Below are 18,579 nucleotides of genomic sequence, written 5' to 3'. Positions count from 1 at the left end.
GTCCTTGGGGGATGCTGCCCGCAATAGGGCTTCTGCAAAAGCAATTAATACGGCTGATTGACAAGCCCTACTTGTCGATCGGCGCTCTGATGACGACGCCGGGGTTGAGCTGGAAGTCGGGATCGAAAGCTTGCTTGACGCGTGCCATCAAGCGCCGCTCAACGGAGGAACGGACCGCGTCGGCGAGCGCAACCTTCGATCGGCCGAGCCCATGCTCGGCCGCAAAGCTGCCGCCGAGTCGGTCGGCCAGTCCCGCCAGTGCCAGCCCGATCTCGGCCTCCCTGCCGGCGAAATCCGGGGTATTAGGGGGCGGCGAGAGGTTGCAGTGTATGTTGCCGTCGGCCAGATGGCCGAATGGGTTCACCCGCACGCCAGGCAGAATCGCCCCGGTCATGGCGCGCGCCTCGGAAACGAAGTCCGCGATCCGACCCGGCGGCACCGCGATGTCGTGCTTGAGTTGCGCGCCTTCGAGCCTTTGGCCCTCGGGCTGTTCCTCGCGCAGTCGCCAGAACGCCGCGCGCTGGCTTTCAGAGCTCGCGAGGGCACCATCGAGCACCAGCCCTTCCTCAATGCCCGTCTGAAATATCGACATCAGCACATCTTCGAGCGCCACGTGCGGCGAGCCGGTGGAGACCTCGACGAGGAGATAGGTGCCCCCGCGCGCTCCGAGTGGGAAGGCGAGCCCTGCGATGTGCTTCAGCGCGAAAGATAAGCCAAGATCTGAGAAGAACTCCAGCCCAGTCAGGAACTCGCCCGCCTCGACGCGGGCCCGTGCACCGAATGCAACGGCATCGTCCTCGCCTGAAAACGCCAGGAGGGCCGTGGCGCGCGTGCTCGGCGCAGAGTAGAGCTTCAGGACCGCCTGCGTGACGATGCCAAGGGTTCCCTCTGAGCCGCAGACCAGGCGCCGCAATTGATAGCCTGCGTTATCCTTTTGGACTGCCCGAAGGCCGTTCCAGACGGAGCCGTCAGGCAGGACTACCTCAAGGCCGAGAACCAGATCCTGCATGGTCCCGAACCGAAAGGCGTGGCTACCTCCGGCATTGGTGGCGACCAAGCCGCCGATTTGGGCGCTGCCTTCCGCGCCGAGGTGCATCGGGAACATCAACCCACTTCCCTCAAGCGCCTTGTGCAGTTGCGCCAGCACCACGCCGGCCTCCGCCAACACCGAGCCTCCTGCCGGGTCTGGCATTGACATGTGGTTCATGCGAGCAAGCGAGACGATCACGCCACCCGGGGCGCCAAGCACGGCCCCGCCACATAGCCCGGTGTTGCCGCCCTGTGGGACTAATGGCACGCCGGCCACGCGGCACGCATTGACGACTGCTGCTACTTCCTCGGTCGAGGCCGGCCGAGCGACACCGAGCGGCGGTTCGCCGTAGCGGTTCAGCCAGTCGCGGCGCCAAGGCCCGGTATCCTCGCCGACAATCCAGCCCTTCGGGCCGAGGATCGCTGCGAGCTGTTCGGCAACGAGTTGCATGTTCGATCTCGCAAAATTGGCTAACAAGCCTTCGAGCCGACGATCTATACCGCCAAGGAGCAAACCCCTTCGGCAAGAAGATCGGACAAATGGCAAGATCTATTTGCCAAGCAGGAGTACCACAGACAGATCCTCGGCGTACGGGGAGTATCAATCGGGTTGCTTGGATTGTCGGTGTTCAGCTCTGCGCGATCTAACCATGGCGTAGTGCCTTGCCTCCTCCTGAGGCGCGCTGCTGGCACTTTCCGGACCCGAGGCCTTGGTCAGATGAGGGGCTCAAAGCGGAAGTTCGGGAGAGGGCAGGGGCCCTCCCTTGCCCTCTCCCGCATCAAGATCCTGCAATGTCGTCGATCCACCCGCCGAACAGGTCAGCAACTTCCAGGCTGCTGGCAAGATTGTAATTCTCGTCGACGAGCTTCTTGTCCCGGTGCTGCAACAAGCCGCTCGCCAAGTACGGCTCGGATCCTGCCCGATACCGCGCGGTGAAGGCCCCGCACCGCCGGAAGTCATGTGGGCTGAGAGCCCGTCCGATGACGCACCGGGTGGCCTCCATAACCCTTCGTTCGACACTGCCATAGCTAAGGGCCTCGCCATACTGCCCAACCCATAGTGGGCCAGTAAGCAGTCTGTTTTGCTCCTCTCCGATCATGAACTCGTCGGTGTGCCGCATCAGCCATGGTCTCGCCCAAGTAAGATAAAGGCCGATTGCAGGATTGAGACGGGCTCGGATAAGCCGGAGATCAGCCCGTCCGTTCTTGACCTCTGCACCAAGCATTGTGATCGCCCAACGATCCCGCTCGCGCACGAAGCTGTGGCCGAGTTCGAGCGCCGAGAAGTTCTTCAACCGAATGGGGCAGTAAGCGAGCATGGCGATCATGAGGCCATCACGGATCTGACCTGCCCGCCAGATCGGCCGGCGCCTGCGAGCCACCTGGGCTTCCCTGACCAGCGTGAGGCCTGCCCGGATCAGAACCTCGGAGAGGACGACGCGGTCGAACCGCTCCAGCGGGTAGGCAACAAGGTTCAGGTCTTTGGCAATTTCAGTCAGCCAGTCGAGATCTGCGGCCGGTGCCAGGATCCCTGCCATGCGCCGCAGCTTGTACACCGAGCGGGCGAGGGTCACAGATGTCCAGCCGGAGCGGACGCGCTCAATATAGCAGTCAACGTTTTCTGGCGTGACCAGCCCGCCAGCCCCGGCTTGAGGATCGAGAGCGCCGCGCTCCAGGAGCGACTCCAGGAAGTAGCCGTAACGGCGCTCAAGATCCTCGCGGGTTACCGGCTTCCACCGGGACGCCGCGCCGCCGCGCCTCCACCTCACACCAGGCTCGCACGCGCGAAGCCATGCGAGGCGGTCGGCGGCAGGCCATCCGTCAAGGGGCAAGGAGGTGATCATGCTCACGCCTCCTTGCCATCAAGATGAGAGTCGACGATCTCGCCAAAACGCTCGGTCGCGGTGAGGCTCTCAAGGCTGACGTAGAACTTCGTCGTGGTCTTCAGGCTCTTGTGCCCGAGGATCCGGCGCACGAACTCATAGTTGCCCGGCTCGCGCTTGAGGATCAGGGCCGCGGCGGCATGACGGAACTGGTGGGTCCGCACCCTCAGGCCTGTGGCCTTCTCGACGGCGCTGGTGATCTGCTCGCTGAACATGCTCGGCGTCTTGAACGACCCGCTCTCGCCTGGGAACAGCCACAACTCATTGTGGCCCCGCAGCAGCACCGGACGGTAATCGTGCAGGTACTCGTCGATGAGTGCCGTCAGCCGCTCCCTGAGCTTAAACTCGAGCTTCACGCGGTTCTTTACATCGTACTTTGGGAAGGTCAGCAGATAGCGGGTTCCGGGACCGCCTGGCCGGATCAGGTTCTTCTCCAGACGGATCCGCACAAGGTTGCCACAGCGTACGGGCGCTGCGGTGAGGAGTCCCACTGCAACCGCTAACTGGGCACGTAAGGCAGCCTTGACAGGAGCATGGTCGCGCAGGCTGCGAGCTTCCTCGATCAGGCGATAGGGCGTCCGGATGACCTCATCCCAAATCGGGCCGCTCAGGACCTTATGCACAAACGCGAGATTGAACTCGGTCATGTCCTCACTTCTCTCGGCATCGAGATTAAAGCGAATGTCATCAAGCCGCTCCAGGGCAAGGTCATCGAAGCCGCCCACTTGACGAGCGATCGACAGCACCTTCCAGGCCAGTTCAATCATGTAGGTGCTGGGAGCGCCTCCAGCCTCTTGTTCGTAATCATCGAGGATCCGCCCAACCACATCAGGATCGAGAAGGGCGCGCAGCGAGGTGAGATCTTCGAGCGGAAGACCCATGTGAACGGCGCGGCGGGCAAAGGCTTCGATCTCGCGCCGACGCGTTGAGATCGTGGAGGCTTTCGCGGGCCGGAGCTTCTTGCCCGAGGCCGTCCGGCGGGTGCCAGCCAGTCCTTCGAGATAGGCTTGAATATCGTCTCGGAGACCCTGCGAGAACTCGTCCCAGGTCGGACCGATCAGCCGTGAGGGAAGTGCCGGCATCGCAAGGCGAACCGCAGGCCAGCCCGGGAGCTGCTCCTGGCACTCATTCCACGACCGCGCAGTCGACCTATGGGCGGCAGGCCCTCCAAGGCGAGCCGTTGTCTCGGTTCGGTAGGTCAGATAAGTGACAAGGACATCGTCTGTTACCTGCTCCGGCGCAACGCCCTTGGCGGAGGCATAGCGCATCATGCCGTAGAGGCGCGCGCGCCGACCACGATCCGTGATCTTGTCCCGGAGCGTTGCCCACGCTGGGGTGAGGGGCGTACCCCGCACCGGCACATCGGCCTCTCCGCGTAAGTACCGTAAGGCAGCTTTCAGGTTCGCCTTGTGGTTCCGAAGCGTCTGCACCGACAGCCCAAGAGGAACATGGTGAAGTCGCTCGACGGGCAGGCGTAAAGCCGTCCAGCGTGCCGGGATCAGGGACAAGGGGCGGTCGAGCCAGCGTCCGATTTGCCGGAGCGAGCAAATCCATTGGGCACGGGTGACCGGAGACAAGGTCTCGGCCTTGCCGATGAGAGCAATGGCTTCTTCCAGGGACAATTCGAGCAGGGCAGGGGGCGTGATCTCGTTCATTGGGATGCGTTCCAAATGGATTGGAATGGACCGGAGTGGATCGAAGTAGATGGTAGCTCAGATCGGGATATGGTCAAGTATATATAGGCTACCTGTACTCAGACGTACGATACTAATCTATATATTACTTCATGTATCATGATGTATTGAGATGGATGCAGATAGATGATCGAGCAGGTCGGGCTCGTCTGATCGTGCGCACCTCTTCGGCCGACTTGGTTTAGCCTTCGCAGCCGGGAGCCGACTGGTGATCCTAGTGTATTGGGATGTTGACGTGCGGGTCTGGGCCGCCTTGTAGACTTCCAGGGCTGTCTGGGTGTAGCGCACCGCGCGGCCGCATCGGATAAAGGCTGGGCCCGTGCCGTTCATCCGCGCCTTGGCAAGGAAGCTGATGCTTACTTTGAGCTCTTTGGCAGCTTCTGCGGAGGTCAGGACCTGATCGGGAGTTTTGCTCATATTTGCCTCTGTGTTCTGACGATTGATCGCCGTTCCCACAGAGACTTGGCCAAACCTCAGCTACCGTCACGCGACGGAACTGGGCAATTTGTGCCTACTTCTGTTCCAATTTCCTCAACCGGCTGAGACTTCGATTGATCCTTTTTGCGCACGCTATAGCGGATGGCGATCGACCCGCTTCTGGCAGTAGTTTCTCAAACTCGAGCACAAATTCAGTGAATGCAGTTCCGCCTCCATCCTTTGATCCACTGTCTCGTGTTGAAGTCGACATCCCAAGGCGTGTGGCAGCTTCAAGCAACGCTCTAACAAAGTGGTCGTACCAGGCGATCCCTCGCTGCCCCTGTTTCGATGGGAGGTCCTCAAAGCCAGCCAAAATTCCGTCGGTATAAATCGAGATCTGCTGGAGTTGACCAATTACATTCTTAAGTTCGTTGTCGACCTTCCATGGAGATATGTCGGGGTCATAGGTCAATGCGACAGCGTCGATGAAGAAATGGGAGTAGGTGACTGGGTCATCAGCAAATGTCGTGCTCTTATCGTTCCAGACTGCCGAACCGCCGGTGAAAGGCTTGATTGCTTGGATCGTTGCTCGGGTGCTCTGTGAGAGCCGAGTTAGCTTCCTGAGTAGTGTCTTTCGGTCGATGCTTGCTGTCTCCTTTCGATAGTATCCCCCTATGCTTGGCATATAGTCACGCAGCACGTTGAAGGCGCTCTGCACATTATCAAACTTCAACCCGAAACGTTTGTGTAGTCGATGCAATACGCCGTTAAAGAACTCTGGCTCAACCTGAAGGTTGGCGGTTCCCGGCCCCATCAACGCCAACATATCTTGCAAAGTAGGTTGTTCATCCGAGAAGTCAGACATTTGCTCCAGACCGTTATATGAAAACTTGGGCTGCGGCAGCCTTGATCATCCCGAGTACGAGACGCGCATTCAGCATATGCCCACGGCTGGAGGACTTTGTGCCGCGCAGTAGCATGCCAGCCAAGCGCACTTTATAGGGTGGAATGAGCGAGTTGATGCTGAAGACCGGCGATCCACTTAGGCCATTGATGCTGTGACATTCACTGAGGTCGTTGAAGGCGATTTCAGTGCATCCGTTGATTATCGATGGGCCTACGATTGTAGCTCCAAAAGCCGTGCCCTCTCGAATGATTGTGTTCTTGTCGTAATCTATCTTATTCGTGCCATCCGGGAAGCCCCGGAGGACGAGGTGTGTACCCGGCTCCAGTGTCTGCTCAATTGTATCAACGGTGAGGCTGAACGGGCCTTCGCCAGATAGATCAGTCTCATCAAAGTTCTGTGCAATTGGCAAAACGGCAATGTCGAACTTATCAACCTCCTCTGGATCACTGCTGACTGGAGTGCAGACGCACGTGTATGGGAGGAATTCTCTGCTTTCATAATGAAACGGAATGCAAATCGCTTCCGGATCAAAGCCATCAAGGACGTGCTTGGCTGTAACGATGAACTGATTGCTCTCGAATTCGCAGAGGAAGCTCGTTCCCGTCAGGGAGTACTCGTATCCCTCAAAGTAGTTCTGGAATAAGACCGGGCGCGAGGCCCGGATCACGTCGAAAAGCCGCTTTTGGGATTGAGGTGGGGTACTCATTCTATGGTCCATGTCCGCAATCGTTGATTGGTGTGGTCGAGAGGCCAGGCTGGGTCGCCCAACATCACGCTGCCATTCGTCCTGACGCAAGACCGCGGATGTGCCGCCCCCAGAGTTCGAGCGCATCCTTGCGCTCGCTTAGGAACTCGTGCCGTTGGTACACGGCCGCTATGCCCGAGATTGTTCCAGTCTGGTGGTTGAGGATCTTGTCTGCAATGTGTGGCGCCACCCCAAGGCGAGCCATGCCGGATACGACAGTCCTCCTCAGATCGTGCAAGGTCCAACCGGTTACCCCCGAGAGTTGATCAAGGCGCCTCTTAGCTTTCGAGTGCCCTTGGAAAAGCGTTCTGCCATCACCCGAGAACACCAACTCTCCTGTACGGGGTACCGCCGTTAATAACGAGAGGGCTGGTGCGCTCAAATGTACGATGTGTGGCTTGCCGTTTTTGGAATGCTCCTCTGGAACAATCCAAACTTGGCGATCCAAGTCGAGATCCGCCCAAGCCATCCGTCCGACCTCATCCCGGCGCTGCCCTGTCACGACGAGGACTTCGACGATTGAGCCAAATGGAAACCCGATCTTCCGAGCAGTTTGCAGGATCTCGGCCAGTTCTTCATCCGTTAGCACGCGATGTCGCGCCTGCTCTCGGGCAGGCATGGCAACGCCGGAACAGGGCGAGATCTCAAGGATCCCTCGTCCTATGCACCAGTTGAAAAACTTGCGAACTGCGGCCAATACCCTGTTGGCCATGATAGGCGCTCCACGCTCTCGCACCCGATCGAGCAAGGCAATGACATCGCGCTTCCGCACCTCGTCAACCGTCCAGGAGCCCCAGTACGGCAGGACCTCTCGGTGTAGGATGCGGGCGGTCTCGGCGACCGTCCGGTTCTGTGACACGTGCCTGGCGATGAACTCCGCCGCAAGGTCCGACACCTGCTCAGAAGCGATCCGGCGCTTCGCGGTCTGCTTCTCCGCCTGAGGGTCACGCCCGGCCGCCCGCTCGGCCAAGACCCGTTGAGCCTCGACGCGGGCCTGATGCGGCGTCGTCGGACCGTATTCTCCTATCGTGTACTTGCGCGGATTGCGGCGGTCGCCGGCAGGCCGGTACTGGACGAGGAAAACCCTGCGCCCTGCTGGGGTGATCTTCAGGCCAAAGCCCTTCAGGTCTTCATCCCACCAGATCTCGTCACGACCGACAGGAGCAGGCAAGGTATCAATGATGCGCTTGGTGAGCTTGCAAGTCGGCATGATGGGCGGGCTCGTTCCTGGCTACCTGGGTGGCAAATAGGTAGCCAGAAATTTGCAAGCGGAGCTATCATCAGGAACGATCGACCCACAGAAATATAGCGATATCAGTCATTTATGCTCAACGAGCTATCATCATCAATTGCCAGGAACGTGCTGCTACCTGACTTTTAATCAGAGGGTCCTGGGTTCGAGTCCCAGCGCGCTCACCACTTCAAACCCTTAACCGGCAAGGGTTTTGCGATTTTGACGAAATAGGCATCTTTCTCGAAGTTCCTCTTAGGGTAACATGGAGGGTAACAACGGGTGCTTGGTAGGCTACCGCCCAAAGCCGAGCTCGAATGGTGGTATCAGTTCTATTTTGCCGCCGATCGCGGCCGGGCCGGCTACGACAAGTACCGGCACGACTTCGCAAAACTCATCTGGCAGCTCGCTTCGCCACAATGGACGTTCGACGCTGCCACGTTCGACCGTAGCGCGGCATCCTTCGACAACCCAGACCACGTAGAGGTCGTCATCCACAATTACCGTTGGCGGCTCGGCCTGGCGGACGGTGATCCGAAACTTGAGAACTTGGAAAAGCAGCTCGCCGCATTCCCGCTGATCAGCGTCCCGACGATCACCTTGGAAGGCGACGCGAATGGCGCCCCGCATCCAGACCCGGCAGTTTATGCCAGAAAGTTCTCTGGCCGGTACGAGCATTGGCTGATCACTGGCGGCATCGGCTACAACCTGCCGCAGGAGGCACCGCAGGCCTTTGCCGAGGCTGTCCTCGAAGCAGCAGGTTGATCAGTGGTCCGCTGCTCCAGCGCCTTGACTCCACCGGGTGACAGGCAGACTGTAAATCAATGGTAGCGTATCCGGAGCAGGATCCGTACGACCTCTCCGCCACACTGCGTAACATGATAGCCGCTGTCTGGTTGGACGATCCCCATGGATAAGCCGTTGCGAGAGGCCCAAAAGGGCCGGAACAGCCCGTCACTGCCTTCAAAGGTTACAATCACGCTTCATGTCAACGACGTGGCGCGCACGCTGACTGTTGCACCGTGGACGACGTTGCTCGACGCGCTGCGCGAGGATCTGGATCTGACTGGTACCAAAAAGGGCTGTGATCACGGCCAATGCGGCGCCTGTACCGTGCTCGTGGATGGACGCCGGGTGAATTCCTGCCTCGCCCTCGCCATCATGCTCGACGGCGCCCATGTGACCACCGTCGAGGGACTGGCGAAGGACGGCGCCCTGCACCCGGTGCAGCAGGCCTTCATCGACCACGACGCCTTCCAGTGCGGCTATTGCACGCCCGGCCAGATCATGTCGGCCGTGGCCCTGATCAGCGAGGGCCGGGCGCATACTGCTGACGAGATCCGTGAACTGATGAGCGGCAATATCTGCCGCTGCGGCGCGTATCCAAGAATCGTCGCGGCGATTCAGCAGGCCATGGCTGAAATGGGAAGCAAGCCATGATCAACTTCCAATTCACCCAAGCGACCGACGTCAGCGACGCTCTCCGACAGATCGCAGCCGATCCCGACGCCAGGCTCATCGCTGGGGGCACCAACATACTGGACCTGATGAAGTACGATGTTGAGCGTCCGGGGCGACTCATCGACATCTCGCATCTGCCACTCAGGACCGTTGAGGAAACCCCGAGCGGGGGCTTGCGCATCGGGGCACTCGTGCCGAACAGCGACTTGGCCTACCATCCGCTGGTCGAAGAGCGGTATCCCCTGTTGTCGAGCGCCATTCTTGCTGGGGCATCGCAGCAATTGCGCAACATGGCCTCGACCGGCGGCAACCTGATGCAGCGCACGCGGTGCCTGTACTTCTATGACACGGTGACCCCGTGCAACAAGCGCGTTCCCGGTAGCGGCTGCTCCGCAATCAGCGGCATCAACCGCACCAATGCCATTCTCGGGACGAGCGAAGCCTGCATTGCGACCCATCCGTCCGACATGTGTGTCGCGCTCGCGGCGCTCGAGGCAACGGTACACGTCGTAGGGCCCTCCGGCGACCGCGCGATCCCCTTCGCCGACTTCCATCGCCTGCCGGGCGACACCCCGGAGATCGACACCAATCTCGCGCCGGACGAGATCATTGTCGCAATCGAGTTGCCGCCCAAGGGCTTCGCCGCTAACTACAGCTACCTAAAGATCCGTGACCGGCTGTCCTATGCGTTCGCCCTCGTGTCGGTTGCGGCTGTCATGGAACTCGAGGGCGGGCGCATCACGGAAGCGCGGGTTGCGCTCGGCGGCGTGGCCCATAAGCCCTGGCGGAGGATGGAGGCCGAAGCAGCCCTGCGGGGCGGAGCTCCTGATCGGGCGGCTTTCGCCAAGGCAGCCGCCATCCTGCTACACGACAGCCGCGGCTTCGGGCACAACAATTTCAAAATCGACCTTGCCCGTCGTGCGATCGAGCGCACGTTGACGCAGGCCGCGCGCGGCACGCCCCAGATCCAAGCCGTCAAGAAGATCCGGTGACTCTCATGACCTATATCGGTACTGCCACATCCCGCGTCGATGGCCATGCCAAGGTCACCGGCGCAGCAAAATACGCAGCAGAACCCAAGGTCGCCGACCTTACACACGGCAGCGTCGTCACGTCCACCATCGCCAAGGGCAGGATCGCGCGCATCGACGTGAGCGATGCCCTGCAGGTCGACGGCGTCATCGATGTGCTCACGCACACGAACCGGCCGCGAATGGCAGATACCGACAGCGGCTACAAGGACGACGTGGCTCCAGACGGTACACCCTTCCGTCCTTTGTACGATGACAGGATCCTGTTCGATGGCCAACCGGTGGCGCTGGTTGTGGCCAACGATCTAGAGACCGCCCAGTTTGCGGCCTCCCTGGTTCAAGTCGACTACGACGAGGAGCCTCACATCACAGACATGCAACGCCAACGCGATGTGGCGTCTGTCTTGAAAGCCGCTGCGGAGCCCGGTGCGAACCCCTTCGCCCCGCCAAAGCCACGTGGCAACGCCAAGGCGGCGCTCGCGGCAGCAGCCGTGCGCCATCAGGGCGAGTATTCCGTCCCGATCGAGCATCACAACCCAATCGAGCTCTATGCCTCGACGGTGATGTACGAGCCCGACGGCACGCTCACCGTCTACGACAAGACTCAGGGCGTGCAGAACGTCCAGCGCTATCTCTGCGGCGTGCTCGAACTTGCGCCAGACCACGTCCGGGTGCTTTCGCCCTTCACGGGCGGTGCATTCGGCTCGGGACTGCGCCCGCAGTATCAGGTGGTGCTCGCTGCGCTGGCTGCTCTTGCGCTAAAACGCTCCGTGCGTGTCGTTCTCACCCGGCAGCAGATGTATGGCCTCGGCTATCGGCCGGCCATGGTCCAGCGGATCGAGTTGGGCGCCAAGGCCGACGGAACCCTCGAGGCGATCACGCACGACGCCATCACGATTACCTCGCAGTATGAGCACTTCTATCGGCAGGAGACCGGCTGGTCCGGCCTGCTTTATCAGTGCCCCAACGCGACATACGCCCACAGGCTCGTGCCGCTTGACCTTCCAACCTCGTGCGACATGCGTGCGCCGAGCGCGGCAACCGGCGTCTATGCTCTTGAATGCGCCATGGACGAGCTCGCGTTCGCGCTCGGGCTCGACCCGCTCGATCTGCGACTGCGGTGTTATTCGGACCGTGATCAGATCGCCAACCTGCCTTACAGCAGCAAGAACCTGCGCGAATGCTACCGCCGTGGCGCCGAAGCATTCGGCTGGGACAAGCGCAACCCCGAGCCGCGCTCGATGCGTGGCGGCAGCGAGCTGGTGGGCTGGGGTATGGCGACCGGTGTCTGGGAGGCGTTGCAGATGCCGATCGCGGTGCGCATCGCGCTCACCGCCAATGGTCATGCGGAGGTCTCATGCGCCACCTCCGACATCGGCACCGGCACATACACGATCATGGCCCAGGTCGCAGCCGACATGCTGGGCCTGCCCCTCGACAACGTTACCGTCAAGCTCGGCGACTCGACGCTGCCGCAATCGCCCGTCGAAGGCGGCTCATGGATTGCAGCCTCGGTGGCCAATGGAATCGTGACGACATCCGAATCAATCCGCCGTGAACTATTGGACCTCGCCAAGCAGGTGCCGAATTCGCCGCTTGCAGATGTTGCGCCCGATGGCGTCCGGATCACCGACGGCAAGCTCGTGAGCAACAATGACCCGGCTCGCATGGTGTCGATTGCAGATGCCATGCGTCATGGCGGCGTCGACCGCATCGAGCAGGAGCAGACCACGCGCGTTCCCGAGGACAAAGCGCATTCGCACAACACGCATTCGGCAGTCTTCGCCGAGGTCAGGGTAGATGAAGAACTCGGGGTTGTCCGGGTCACCCGCGTCGTCAATGCGGTTGCGGCAGGACGCATCCTGAACACCAAGACCGCCAGCAGCCAGATCCTGGGCGGCGTGGTATGGGGCATCGGCATGGCGCTGCACGAGGAAGCGCTTCTTGATCACACCTTCGGCCGGGTCATGAATGCCAACATTGCGGAATACCACGTGCCGGTGAACGCCGACATACACGACATTGAAGTGATCTTCGTCGACGAGCCTGACGAGAGTATCAATCGGCTCGGCATCAAGGGTCTCGGCGAGATCGGCATCGTCGGCGTTGCAGCCGCGATTGCCAATGCGGTCTATCACGCGACGGGAAAGCGCGTACGCGACCTACCCATCACGTTGGATAAGATTTTGCAGTAAACCAGAAGGCCTGCAACATTATCTCAGGAGCGTCCTGTGTTTTATTTGAGAGATAGTCCGTTCCCGAATCTGCCTCGTCAGGTCAGTTACGGAACGTCCGGTAATGGCAGATCGTGTTGAAAAAGTCCGTAAGTGCCGTTTCTCGCGTGGTCAGCATACAAGAGGCTGGGCCTGACTTGTCATACTGACCCTAGTAATAGACCGCCCAAGCAGCGTCCGGGAGTTTCTCAACAAAACCGGCACGAGGCAGACGAAAGCCGAACTTCTGTAGTCATAAGGTAAGCCGACCTTCACTGGGCCACGCCTAATGGCTCAGTTTGACCCAGAGCTGCCTTTCGACTGGATATGGTCTGCACTGTGATGCCGCTCTCTGAAGGCGAATGTCAGCCCAGCAGGTCGTGCACTCGACGCAATCTGATCTGGGCAATCCGCTTCTTATCGGCTGCTTGCACGTGTCGACCACGTTCGAGGATTTCGAGCGTGTACCCGTCACAGGTCAGACCTAAGGCGGCGGCCATGCTGTTGGTGCGGCTGTCCGGGCCCGTGCCGACGCGCGGTGGCCTCTAGGCACGGGTTCGCGAGCAGGCCCATGCAGCATATAATCCGGTTTGATGAGCTCACCCAGGAGGAGTTTCTGCCATGTCTCCAGCACCCACGGACCAGAAGCTGTATCTGGACGACATCGCAGTCGGTCAGGAATTCCTGAGCCGGGAACAGCGCATCGAGGCTGACCAGATCGTTGCCTTCGCAACGGAGTACGATCCGCAGCCCTTCCATACGGATGCCGAGGCCGCACAGGCCACCTTCTTTCAAGGGCTTGCGGCGAGCGGCTGGCACACCATGGCCATCACGATGAACCTCTTGGTGCGCAGCGTTCCCTTTGCCCACGGCATCATTGGCGCAGGAGGCGAGATTTCCTGGCCTCGACCGACGCGGCCGGGCGACGTTCTGCACGTGAAGAGCAAGGTGATCGAGATCCGGCCGTCACAATCCAAGCCGGACCGTGCGACGGTGATCCTTGAGAGCCTCACCTACAACCAAGATGGCGAGGTGGCCCAGAAGCTGGTTTCGAAGCTGATTGCCTTCAAAAGGGAGCGTTGAAGATGCGGCGTTCGTCATAGGAGCAGCTCTTGGCGCCAGCTTTCCGAAACTGAAGGTCCACTCAATTCGGGAGCAGCGGACGTTGTTGCGAGGCGCGGATCATCGTCTTGTGACCGAGGTCGTGTGGAAACGTGATTTTGAGCGTAAGCATCCGAGGAGCCACGCGGACTTTGAGTGTCGCGCGTCATCCGGTTTGTTGTATGATGGTGGATGTTCAGGCGGCCTGCTGTGGCGCGGAGGCCTCGCCCTGGCGCAATCTCTTCCATTCCCATGGCAGCATTTCATCGAGGCGTGAGATCGGCAGGTTGGCGATCCGAGCGAGGATATCGGCGAGCCATGCCTTCGGGTCGACATCGTTGAGACGGGCCGTCATGATCAGCGTCAGCATGACGGCGGCCCGGTCGGCGCCACGATCAGAACCGGCGAAGAGCCACGATTTTCTGCCGCAGGCGACACCACGCAATGCCCTTTCGGCGGCGTTGTTCGTGAGACAAATTCGGCCATCGTCGACAAAGCGGGAGAAGTCGGCCCAGCGCGAGAGCATGTAGTTGATCGGCTCGATCACCGGGGAGGATCGCGACAGATGACCCCGCTCCTGGCGCAGCCAGGCCTCCATCTCGTCGAGGAGCGGCTTGCTTTTCTCCTGCCGCACGGCGAGCCGCTCAGTCGCACTCTGCCGTTGATCTCGCGCTCGATGGCAAACAGCGCATCCATGCGCCTGACCGCCTCCAGCGCAATCGGAGAGACCGGCCTGGCGTTCTGGCCGCGCCGGGGATTGCGGCAGACATCGACCAGTTCGAAGAACTTCCTGCGGGCATGGACCATCCGAACACAATCGACGGGCTGCACTTCACAAGCACCCTGCCATTCGTCAGCGCTGTCCGGATACTGCCGCGGGAGCGTCGGACGATCCAAGCTGGTTAAGCTTGGCTGGAACTGTCTGGGCGGCTCCCGTGGAGGATCCGCCCGATGCCCTCTGATCAGCGCCCCTCGGCGGCGCCGATCTGGACGATCCGCTCCGTCTCGGTTCGCACCCGTGATGGATCCGAGCGGCTCGACCATGCCTACCGCCGCCTTCTCAGCTTCGTCCCTTCCCAGTCCCCGCTCGACCCGGATGATGCATCACCTGTTCCGGGCCGTGCCCCTGAACCCAGGAGATAACCGATGCGCGCCGCCATCTATGCCCGGGTCTCAACTGAGCGCCAGGAACGCCAGCAGACCATCGCCAGCCAGCTTTCAGCTTTACGGGACTGGGCCAGCGCACACGGCCATGTCCTGGCTGACGCCCATGTCTTTCGTGACGAGGGGTACAGTGGATCCCGCCTGGACCGGCCTGGCCTGGATGGATTGCGCGATGCGGTGCGCGACGCCGCCGTCGATGTGGTGGCGGTGTTCAGTCCAGACCGTCTGGCTCGCAAATACGCCTATCAGGTCCTGCTGTTGGAGGAGTTCCGGCGCGTCGGATGCGAGGTGGTGTTCCTGCACCATCCCATCTCCGATAATCCGAATGATCAGCTTCTGCTGCAAATTCAAGGAGCCATTGCCGAGTATGAGCGCGCCGTGCTGGCCGAACGGTTCCGGCGCGGCAAGCTCCAGAAGGCGCGTGACGGTCATATCATCAGCGCCAAAGCACCCTACGGGTATCGCTACGAGACGCGGCGCGGGGCTCTGCCGGCGCGGCTCGTCATTGATGAGGCAGAGGCTGATATGGTGCGCCAACTCTATGCGTGGATGGTCGAAGACGCATGCACCGTGCGTCAATGCCTCAAGCGCCTCAATGCCGGGCCGTGGATCACACGATCGGGGCGGGCGCAATGGTCGTCCTCGGTGGTTTATCACATTCTGACCGATCCCGTTTACACGGGCATCGCCTATGCGAACCGTTTCGAATACGTGGTTCCCAAGAAGCCGCGATCACGGGCACCTCGTACGGGGGAGCGGACCTGTCGACGTCCCCGTCCCCCTGAGCAGTGGATTGCCATTCCCGCTCCAGCGCTGATCAACCAGCAGACATGGGACAGTGTGCAGGCTCGGCTCTCCCGCAATGCGCAGATGTCCTTCCGTCGCAACAAGAAGCACGATTACTTGCTGCGCTGCCTGCTCAAGTGCGGCACCTGCGGACTGGGGATTCATGGGTGCTACTTTCCCGGCCATGGTGGTCGGGTGGGACGGCGGTATTATCGCTGTGCGGGCGTGGATCCACTCACATCTGGGCGCGAGACCCAGTGCCCGCGGGCTCGTCTCGAGGCGGATGCTCTGGAGCAGGCAGTCTGGGATCATGTTGTCAGACTTCTCAGCGATCCCGCCGAATTGCGAGCCCAATTTGAGCAGTTTCTGATCCAGGCGGCCTCCGGTCGGCAGGAAGATGCAGCCAGCCGTCGGCTGCAGGCGCGATTGGATCGGCTGAATCGCGCCGAGCCACGCCTGCTCGAGGCTTACCTGGCTGAGGTGATCAGCCTGGAGGAGTTGCACAGCCAGCGCACGGCCCTGGAGGATCAGCGCCGTTCAACCGAAGAGCAGCTTGAGCAGCATTGGCGCTTGCGCCAGCAGTGTGTTCAGGCTGAGGAGGCGCTGACGAGCCTGGCAACCTTCAGTGACCGCATCCGATCCCGGTTGCAGACCGCCAGCGTTGCGGAGAGACAAGCCATTCTGCAGCTGGTGATCGAGCGGATCATCGTCCATGATGGCTCATTGGAGATCCAGCATGTTATTCCACTGCGTGATCCAGGCTCCGGCACCACGGTCGCCTCAAGCGGCAAGGTGGGATTGCGTTCGGATGGTCTGTGCGAAGCAGAAAGCGGCTGTGATCGGCGTCTGATTCTTGGCCGGGTCGAACAGCGGATTGAAGCCGTTGTAGCAATCCGCCTGAAGCACGCCGCCGAACCCGGCCAGGTGTTTCTGCGGATGCTCGCCGCGCCGATCGCGGGAGGCGTAGTAGACCGCGGCCGGCGGTGCAGGTCCGCCAAACGGCTGGTCGTCCCGCACGTAAGTCCAGATCCGTCCGGTCATGCACTTGCCCTTCGCCAGGATCGGGATCGTGGTATCGTCGCCATGAAGCCGTTCGGCGGCAAACACATGGGCTTTGATCAGGTCGAAGATCGGCTGAAGCGCGGCGCTGACATGGCCGACCTGATCGGCCAGGGTCTGGGTCGACAGCGCGATGCCCTCGCATTGGAAGCGCGTGCTCTGGCGGTTCAGAGGGATATGCTGTCCGAACTTGTCGAATACGATCGTCGCCAGCAGATGCGGGCCGAGGAAGCCGCGCGGCGTGGCATGGAACGGCGCGGGAGCCTGGCTGATCACCTCGCAATCCCGGCACGTGAACTTCTCGCGAACCGTCTCGATCACCTTGAAGCGGCGCGGGATCTCCTCCAGCGTTTCCGTCACGTCCTCGCCCAGCTTCGATAGCCGTGCGCCGCCACAGCACCCGCAGACCGTCGGCGCCTCAACCACGACGCGTTCACGCTCAATGTCCTGCGGAAAGGGCTTGCGCACCGGGCGCTTGCGGGTGAAGGCGCGCACGGTCTGTGCTTTCGCCGCCGCAGCCTCAGCCGCCAGTTCATCCTCGGTCGCCGCCGTCACCAGCTCTTCGAGCTGCAATTCCAGCTGGTCGATCAGCCGTTGGGTGCGCTCACGGCGTGGGCCATGCTTCTCACGTTCCAGCTTTCCGATCTGCAGCTGCAGATACGCGATCAGCGCTTCCGTGCTGGACAGCCTCGCCTTCGCATTGGTGGCATCGGCAACCGCCGCATCCCGCTCGGCCTCGCTGCGCAGCCGTGCCTCGCGCTCAGCCAGCAGCGCGGCCTGGGCGCTGGCAAGGTCCGAAGGCAGGGAGAACGGTGCCGATGACATGACACCATTGAACCAGATTTCCCAGCAAATTCAATGGCAAAACAGGCTCAAACCCGTGTCGGACGCCAAGTTTCCTGAGGGGCACGCCAGTCAATTCCGGACAGCAAGTAAGACAGCTGCGCCGGCGAGATCGTCACGACGCCATCGGCCGCTGACGGCCAGATGAACCTGCCGCGCTCAAGGCGCTTCGTGAACAGGCATGCTCCCTGGGAGTCATGCCAAATCACTTTGATCAGATCGCCGCGACGGCCCCGAAAGCAAAATAAATGACCGCTGAGCGGGTCATGCTTCAAGACTTCCTGCACCTGCAGGGCCAACGATGGAAAGCCCCGTCTCATGTCAGTATAGCCCGTCGCCAGCCATACCCGAACGCCGGTTGGGATTGGGATCATCGCAGCGCCTCAAGACCCCGGATGATCCGCAGCAGCGCATCGACATCGACATCCCGGTCGACGATCACATGCCGCCCGTTCGCGGTGACAACGTCCATCCGACCGAGGCCGCTTGGGGGATACGGCACCGGTGCCGTCGGCGAAGGCTCCAAGGGCGCGCGAGCGTCCGGAACGACCAGGGCGGGCACAAACCCATCCCATGAACCAGCGCCAAGCCGTCCTTCTCTATGAGCCTTGCGCCAGCTGTTCAATTGAAAGCGGGTGATCCCGTGCCGGCGCGCCGTGGCCGACACCTGCTTTGGCCCGCGATAGCTCTCGGCCACAATCGCCAGCTTGGCTTCATCGCTGAAACGGCGACGGCGGCCCGTGTCGACCACATCCAGGCGGCTGACCGGCTCACGATCCCTGATAATGTCCATGGCTACAACACCGTCCATATCGACGTCGATATAGCCAGTGCTCTTCCAAATGCCTCAATTCTACAAGGCGGCCCAGCTCGGATGCGTACTTTTGAGCGACGTGCGTTGACGGTTGTTTGGGCGTGATCCGCGGCGGCAAGAGGGCTCAGGCTGCCAGAGCCTTCAGCAAAGGCCCGACACCCAGGATGTTGATCATCCGCTTCAGATTGTAGGCCAGCACGT

At 61.1% G+C, this 18,579-nt stretch carries 14 protein-coding genes and 4 pseudogenes; 7 read left to right on the top strand and 11 right to left on the bottom strand.

The features are described 5' to 3' along the window. Positions 1 to 67: 67 nt before the first annotated feature. The 6 genes from ILT44_RS23025 to ILT44_RS23000 all read right to left on the bottom strand — a co-directional run bounded on the left by ILT44_RS23025 (position 68) and on the right by ILT44_RS23000 (position 7,885). Positions 68 to 1,480 (bottom strand): FAD-binding oxidoreductase, encoded by a 1,413-nt coding sequence (locus ILT44_RS23025; protein WP_204241947.1) that lies wholly within the window; start codon positions 1,478 to 1,480, stop codon positions 68 to 70. A gap of 328 nt (positions 1,481 to 1,808) precedes the next feature. Further along, positions 1,809 to 2,873 (bottom strand): site-specific integrase, encoded by a 1,065-nt coding sequence (locus ILT44_RS23020; protein WP_204241946.1) that lies wholly within the window; start codon positions 2,871 to 2,873, stop codon positions 1,809 to 1,811. 2 nt (positions 2,874 to 2,875) lie between these two features. Then, entirely contained in the window at positions 2,876 to 4,567 is a 1,692-nt protein-coding gene (locus ILT44_RS23015; protein ID WP_204241945.1) for a tyrosine-type recombinase/integrase, read from the bottom strand. 550 nt (positions 4,568 to 5,117) lie between these two features. Beyond that, positions 5,118 to 5,888 (bottom strand): hypothetical protein, encoded by a 771-nt coding sequence (locus ILT44_RS23010; protein WP_204241944.1) that lies wholly within the window; start codon positions 5,886 to 5,888, stop codon positions 5,118 to 5,120. A gap of 13 nt (positions 5,889 to 5,901) precedes the next feature. Then, positions 5,902 to 6,636 carry a S1 family serine peptidase gene (locus ILT44_RS23005; RefSeq protein WP_204241943.1) on the bottom strand — a complete coding sequence of 245 codons (735 nt, stop codon included), beginning with the start codon at positions 6,634 to 6,636 and terminating at the stop codon, positions 5,902 to 5,904. Positions 6,637 to 6,700: 64 nt separating this feature from the next. Next, positions 6,701 to 7,885 carry a tyrosine-type recombinase/integrase gene (locus tag ILT44_RS23000; RefSeq protein WP_204241942.1) on the bottom strand — a complete coding sequence of 395 codons (1,185 nt, stop codon included), beginning with the start codon at positions 7,883 to 7,885 and terminating at the stop codon, positions 6,701 to 6,703. A gap of 315 nt (positions 7,886 to 8,200) precedes the next feature. Here ILT44_RS23000 and ILT44_RS22995 point away from each other — a divergent pair. From ILT44_RS22995 to ILT44_RS22975, 5 genes and pseudogenes are all read left to right on the top strand, one after another. Then, positions 8,201 to 8,671 (top strand): annotated as a pseudogene (locus ILT44_RS22995) (alpha/beta hydrolase); the annotation flags it as partial. Between the two features lie 144 nt (positions 8,672 to 8,815). After that, complete coding sequence (locus tag ILT44_RS22990) at positions 8,816 to 9,346, top strand: (2Fe-2S)-binding protein (RefSeq protein WP_204241940.1); 531 nt, start codon at positions 8,816 to 8,818, stop codon at positions 9,344 to 9,346. Beyond that, positions 9,343 to 10,359, top strand: a complete 1,017-nt coding sequence (locus ILT44_RS22985) for an FAD binding domain-containing protein (protein WP_204241939.1) — start codon at positions 9,343 to 9,345, stop codon at positions 10,357 to 10,359. The genes ILT44_RS22990 and ILT44_RS22985 overlap by 4 nt, the downstream gene beginning before the upstream one ends. Positions 10,360 to 10,364: 5 nt before the next feature. Further along, positions 10,365 to 12,593, top strand: coding sequence for a xanthine dehydrogenase family protein molybdopterin-binding subunit (locus tag ILT44_RS22980; RefSeq protein WP_204241938.1), 2,229 nt, complete (start codon positions 10,365 to 10,367; stop codon positions 12,591 to 12,593). A 639-nt stretch (positions 12,594 to 13,232) separates the two neighbouring features. Then, entirely contained in the window at positions 13,233 to 13,694 is a 462-nt protein-coding gene (locus ILT44_RS22975; protein WP_204241937.1) for a MaoC family dehydratase, read from the top strand. A gap of 214 nt (positions 13,695 to 13,908) precedes the next feature. Here ILT44_RS22975 and tnpC (ILT44_RS22970) read toward each other — a convergent pair. Further along, a pseudogene (gene tnpC, locus ILT44_RS22970) lies at positions 13,909 to 14,513 on the bottom strand (IS66 family transposase); the annotation flags it as partial. A gap of 150 nt (positions 14,514 to 14,663) precedes the next feature. On the opposite strand from tnpC (ILT44_RS22970), the gene ILT44_RS22965 reads away from it, so the two are divergent. Further along, positions 14,664 to 14,855, top strand: coding sequence for a hypothetical protein (locus ILT44_RS22965; protein WP_204241936.1), 192 nt, complete (start codon positions 14,664 to 14,666; stop codon positions 14,853 to 14,855). Between the two features lie 3 nt (positions 14,856 to 14,858). Beyond that, a pseudogene (locus ILT44_RS31955) lies at positions 14,859 to 15,965 on the top strand (recombinase family protein); the annotation flags it as partial. A 234-nt stretch (positions 15,966 to 16,199) separates the two neighbouring features. On the opposite strand, the gene ILT44_RS22945 reads toward ILT44_RS31955, so the two are convergent. From ILT44_RS22945 to tnpA, 4 genes and pseudogenes are all read right to left on the bottom strand, one after another. Beyond that, positions 16,200 to 16,376, bottom strand: coding sequence for a hypothetical protein (locus ILT44_RS22945; RefSeq protein WP_204241935.1), 177 nt, complete (start codon positions 16,374 to 16,376; stop codon positions 16,200 to 16,202). 72 nt (positions 16,377 to 16,448) lie between these two features. Beyond that, positions 16,449 to 17,546 (bottom strand): annotated as a pseudogene (gene tnpC / locus ILT44_RS22940) (IS66 family transposase); the annotation flags it as partial. Between the two features lie 47 nt (positions 17,547 to 17,593). Then, the gene (tnpB, locus tag ILT44_RS22935) at positions 17,594 to 17,938 is read right to left on the bottom strand and encodes an IS66 family insertion sequence element accessory protein TnpB (protein ID WP_181053599.1); all 345 of its coding nucleotides are present in this window, start codon (positions 17,936 to 17,938) and stop codon (positions 17,594 to 17,596) included. After that, entirely contained in the window at positions 17,935 to 18,357 is a 423-nt protein-coding gene (gene tnpA / locus ILT44_RS22930; RefSeq protein WP_181054385.1) for an IS66-like element accessory protein TnpA, read from the bottom strand. Before tnpA ends, tnpB begins: the two co-directional genes overlap by 4 nt. Positions 18,358 to 18,579 lie beyond the last annotated feature (222 nt).

The sequence above is a fragment of the Microvirga arvi genome (assembly GCF_016892765.1).
Classification (GTDB): Bacteria; Pseudomonadota; Alphaproteobacteria; order Rhizobiales; family Beijerinckiaceae; genus Microvirga; species Microvirga arvi.
Note: the sequence above shows the minus strand (reverse complement) of the source record. Positions and strands in the feature narration are given on the sequence as shown.

What these genes read in the sequence shown, in the direction of transcription:
- ILT44_RS23025 (WP_204241947.1), bottom strand. Translation starts at nt 1,480, where the DNA reads ATGCAACTCGTTGCCGAACAGCTCGCAGCGATCCTCGGCCCGAAGGGC.
- ILT44_RS23020 (WP_204241946.1), bottom strand. Translation starts at nt 2,873, where the DNA reads ATGATCACCTCCTTGCCCCTTGACGGATGGCCTGCCGCCGACCGCCTC.
- ILT44_RS23015 (WP_204241945.1), bottom strand. Translation starts at nt 4,567, where the DNA reads ATGAACGAGATCACGCCCCCTGCCCTGCTCGAATTGTCCCTGGAAGAA.
- ILT44_RS23010 (WP_204241944.1), bottom strand. Translation starts at nt 5,888, where the DNA reads ATGTCTGACTTCTCGGATGAACAACCTACTTTGCAAGATATGTTGGCG.
- ILT44_RS23005 (WP_204241943.1), bottom strand. Translation starts at nt 6,636, where the DNA reads ATGAGTACCCCACCTCAATCCCAAAAGCGGCTTTTCGACGTGATCCGG.
- ILT44_RS23000 (WP_204241942.1), bottom strand. Translation starts at nt 7,885, where the DNA reads ATGCCGACTTGCAAGCTCACCAAGCGCATCATTGATACCTTGCCTGCT.
- ILT44_RS22990 (WP_204241940.1), top strand. Translation starts at nt 8,816, where the DNA reads ATGGATAAGCCGTTGCGAGAGGCCCAAAAGGGCCGGAACAGCCCGTCA.
- ILT44_RS22985 (WP_204241939.1), top strand. Translation starts at nt 9,343, where the DNA reads ATGATCAACTTCCAATTCACCCAAGCGACCGACGTCAGCGACGCTCTC.
- ILT44_RS22980 (WP_204241938.1), top strand. Translation starts at nt 10,365, where the DNA reads ATGACCTATATCGGTACTGCCACATCCCGCGTCGATGGCCATGCCAAG.
- ILT44_RS22975 (WP_204241937.1), top strand. Translation starts at nt 13,233, where the DNA reads ATGTCTCCAGCACCCACGGACCAGAAGCTGTATCTGGACGACATCGCA.
- ILT44_RS22965 (WP_204241936.1), top strand. Translation starts at nt 14,664, where the DNA reads ATGCCCTCTGATCAGCGCCCCTCGGCGGCGCCGATCTGGACGATCCGC.
- ILT44_RS22945 (WP_204241935.1), bottom strand. Translation starts at nt 16,376, where the DNA reads ATGGACGATGATCCGCTCGATCACCAGCTGCAGAATGGCTTGTCTCTC.
- tnpB (WP_181053599.1), bottom strand. Translation starts at nt 17,938, where the DNA reads ATGATCCCAATCCCAACCGGCGTTCGGGTATGGCTGGCGACGGGCTAT.
- tnpA (WP_181054385.1), bottom strand. Translation starts at nt 18,357, where the DNA reads ATGGACATTATCAGGGATCGTGAGCCGGTCAGCCGCCTGGATGTGGTC.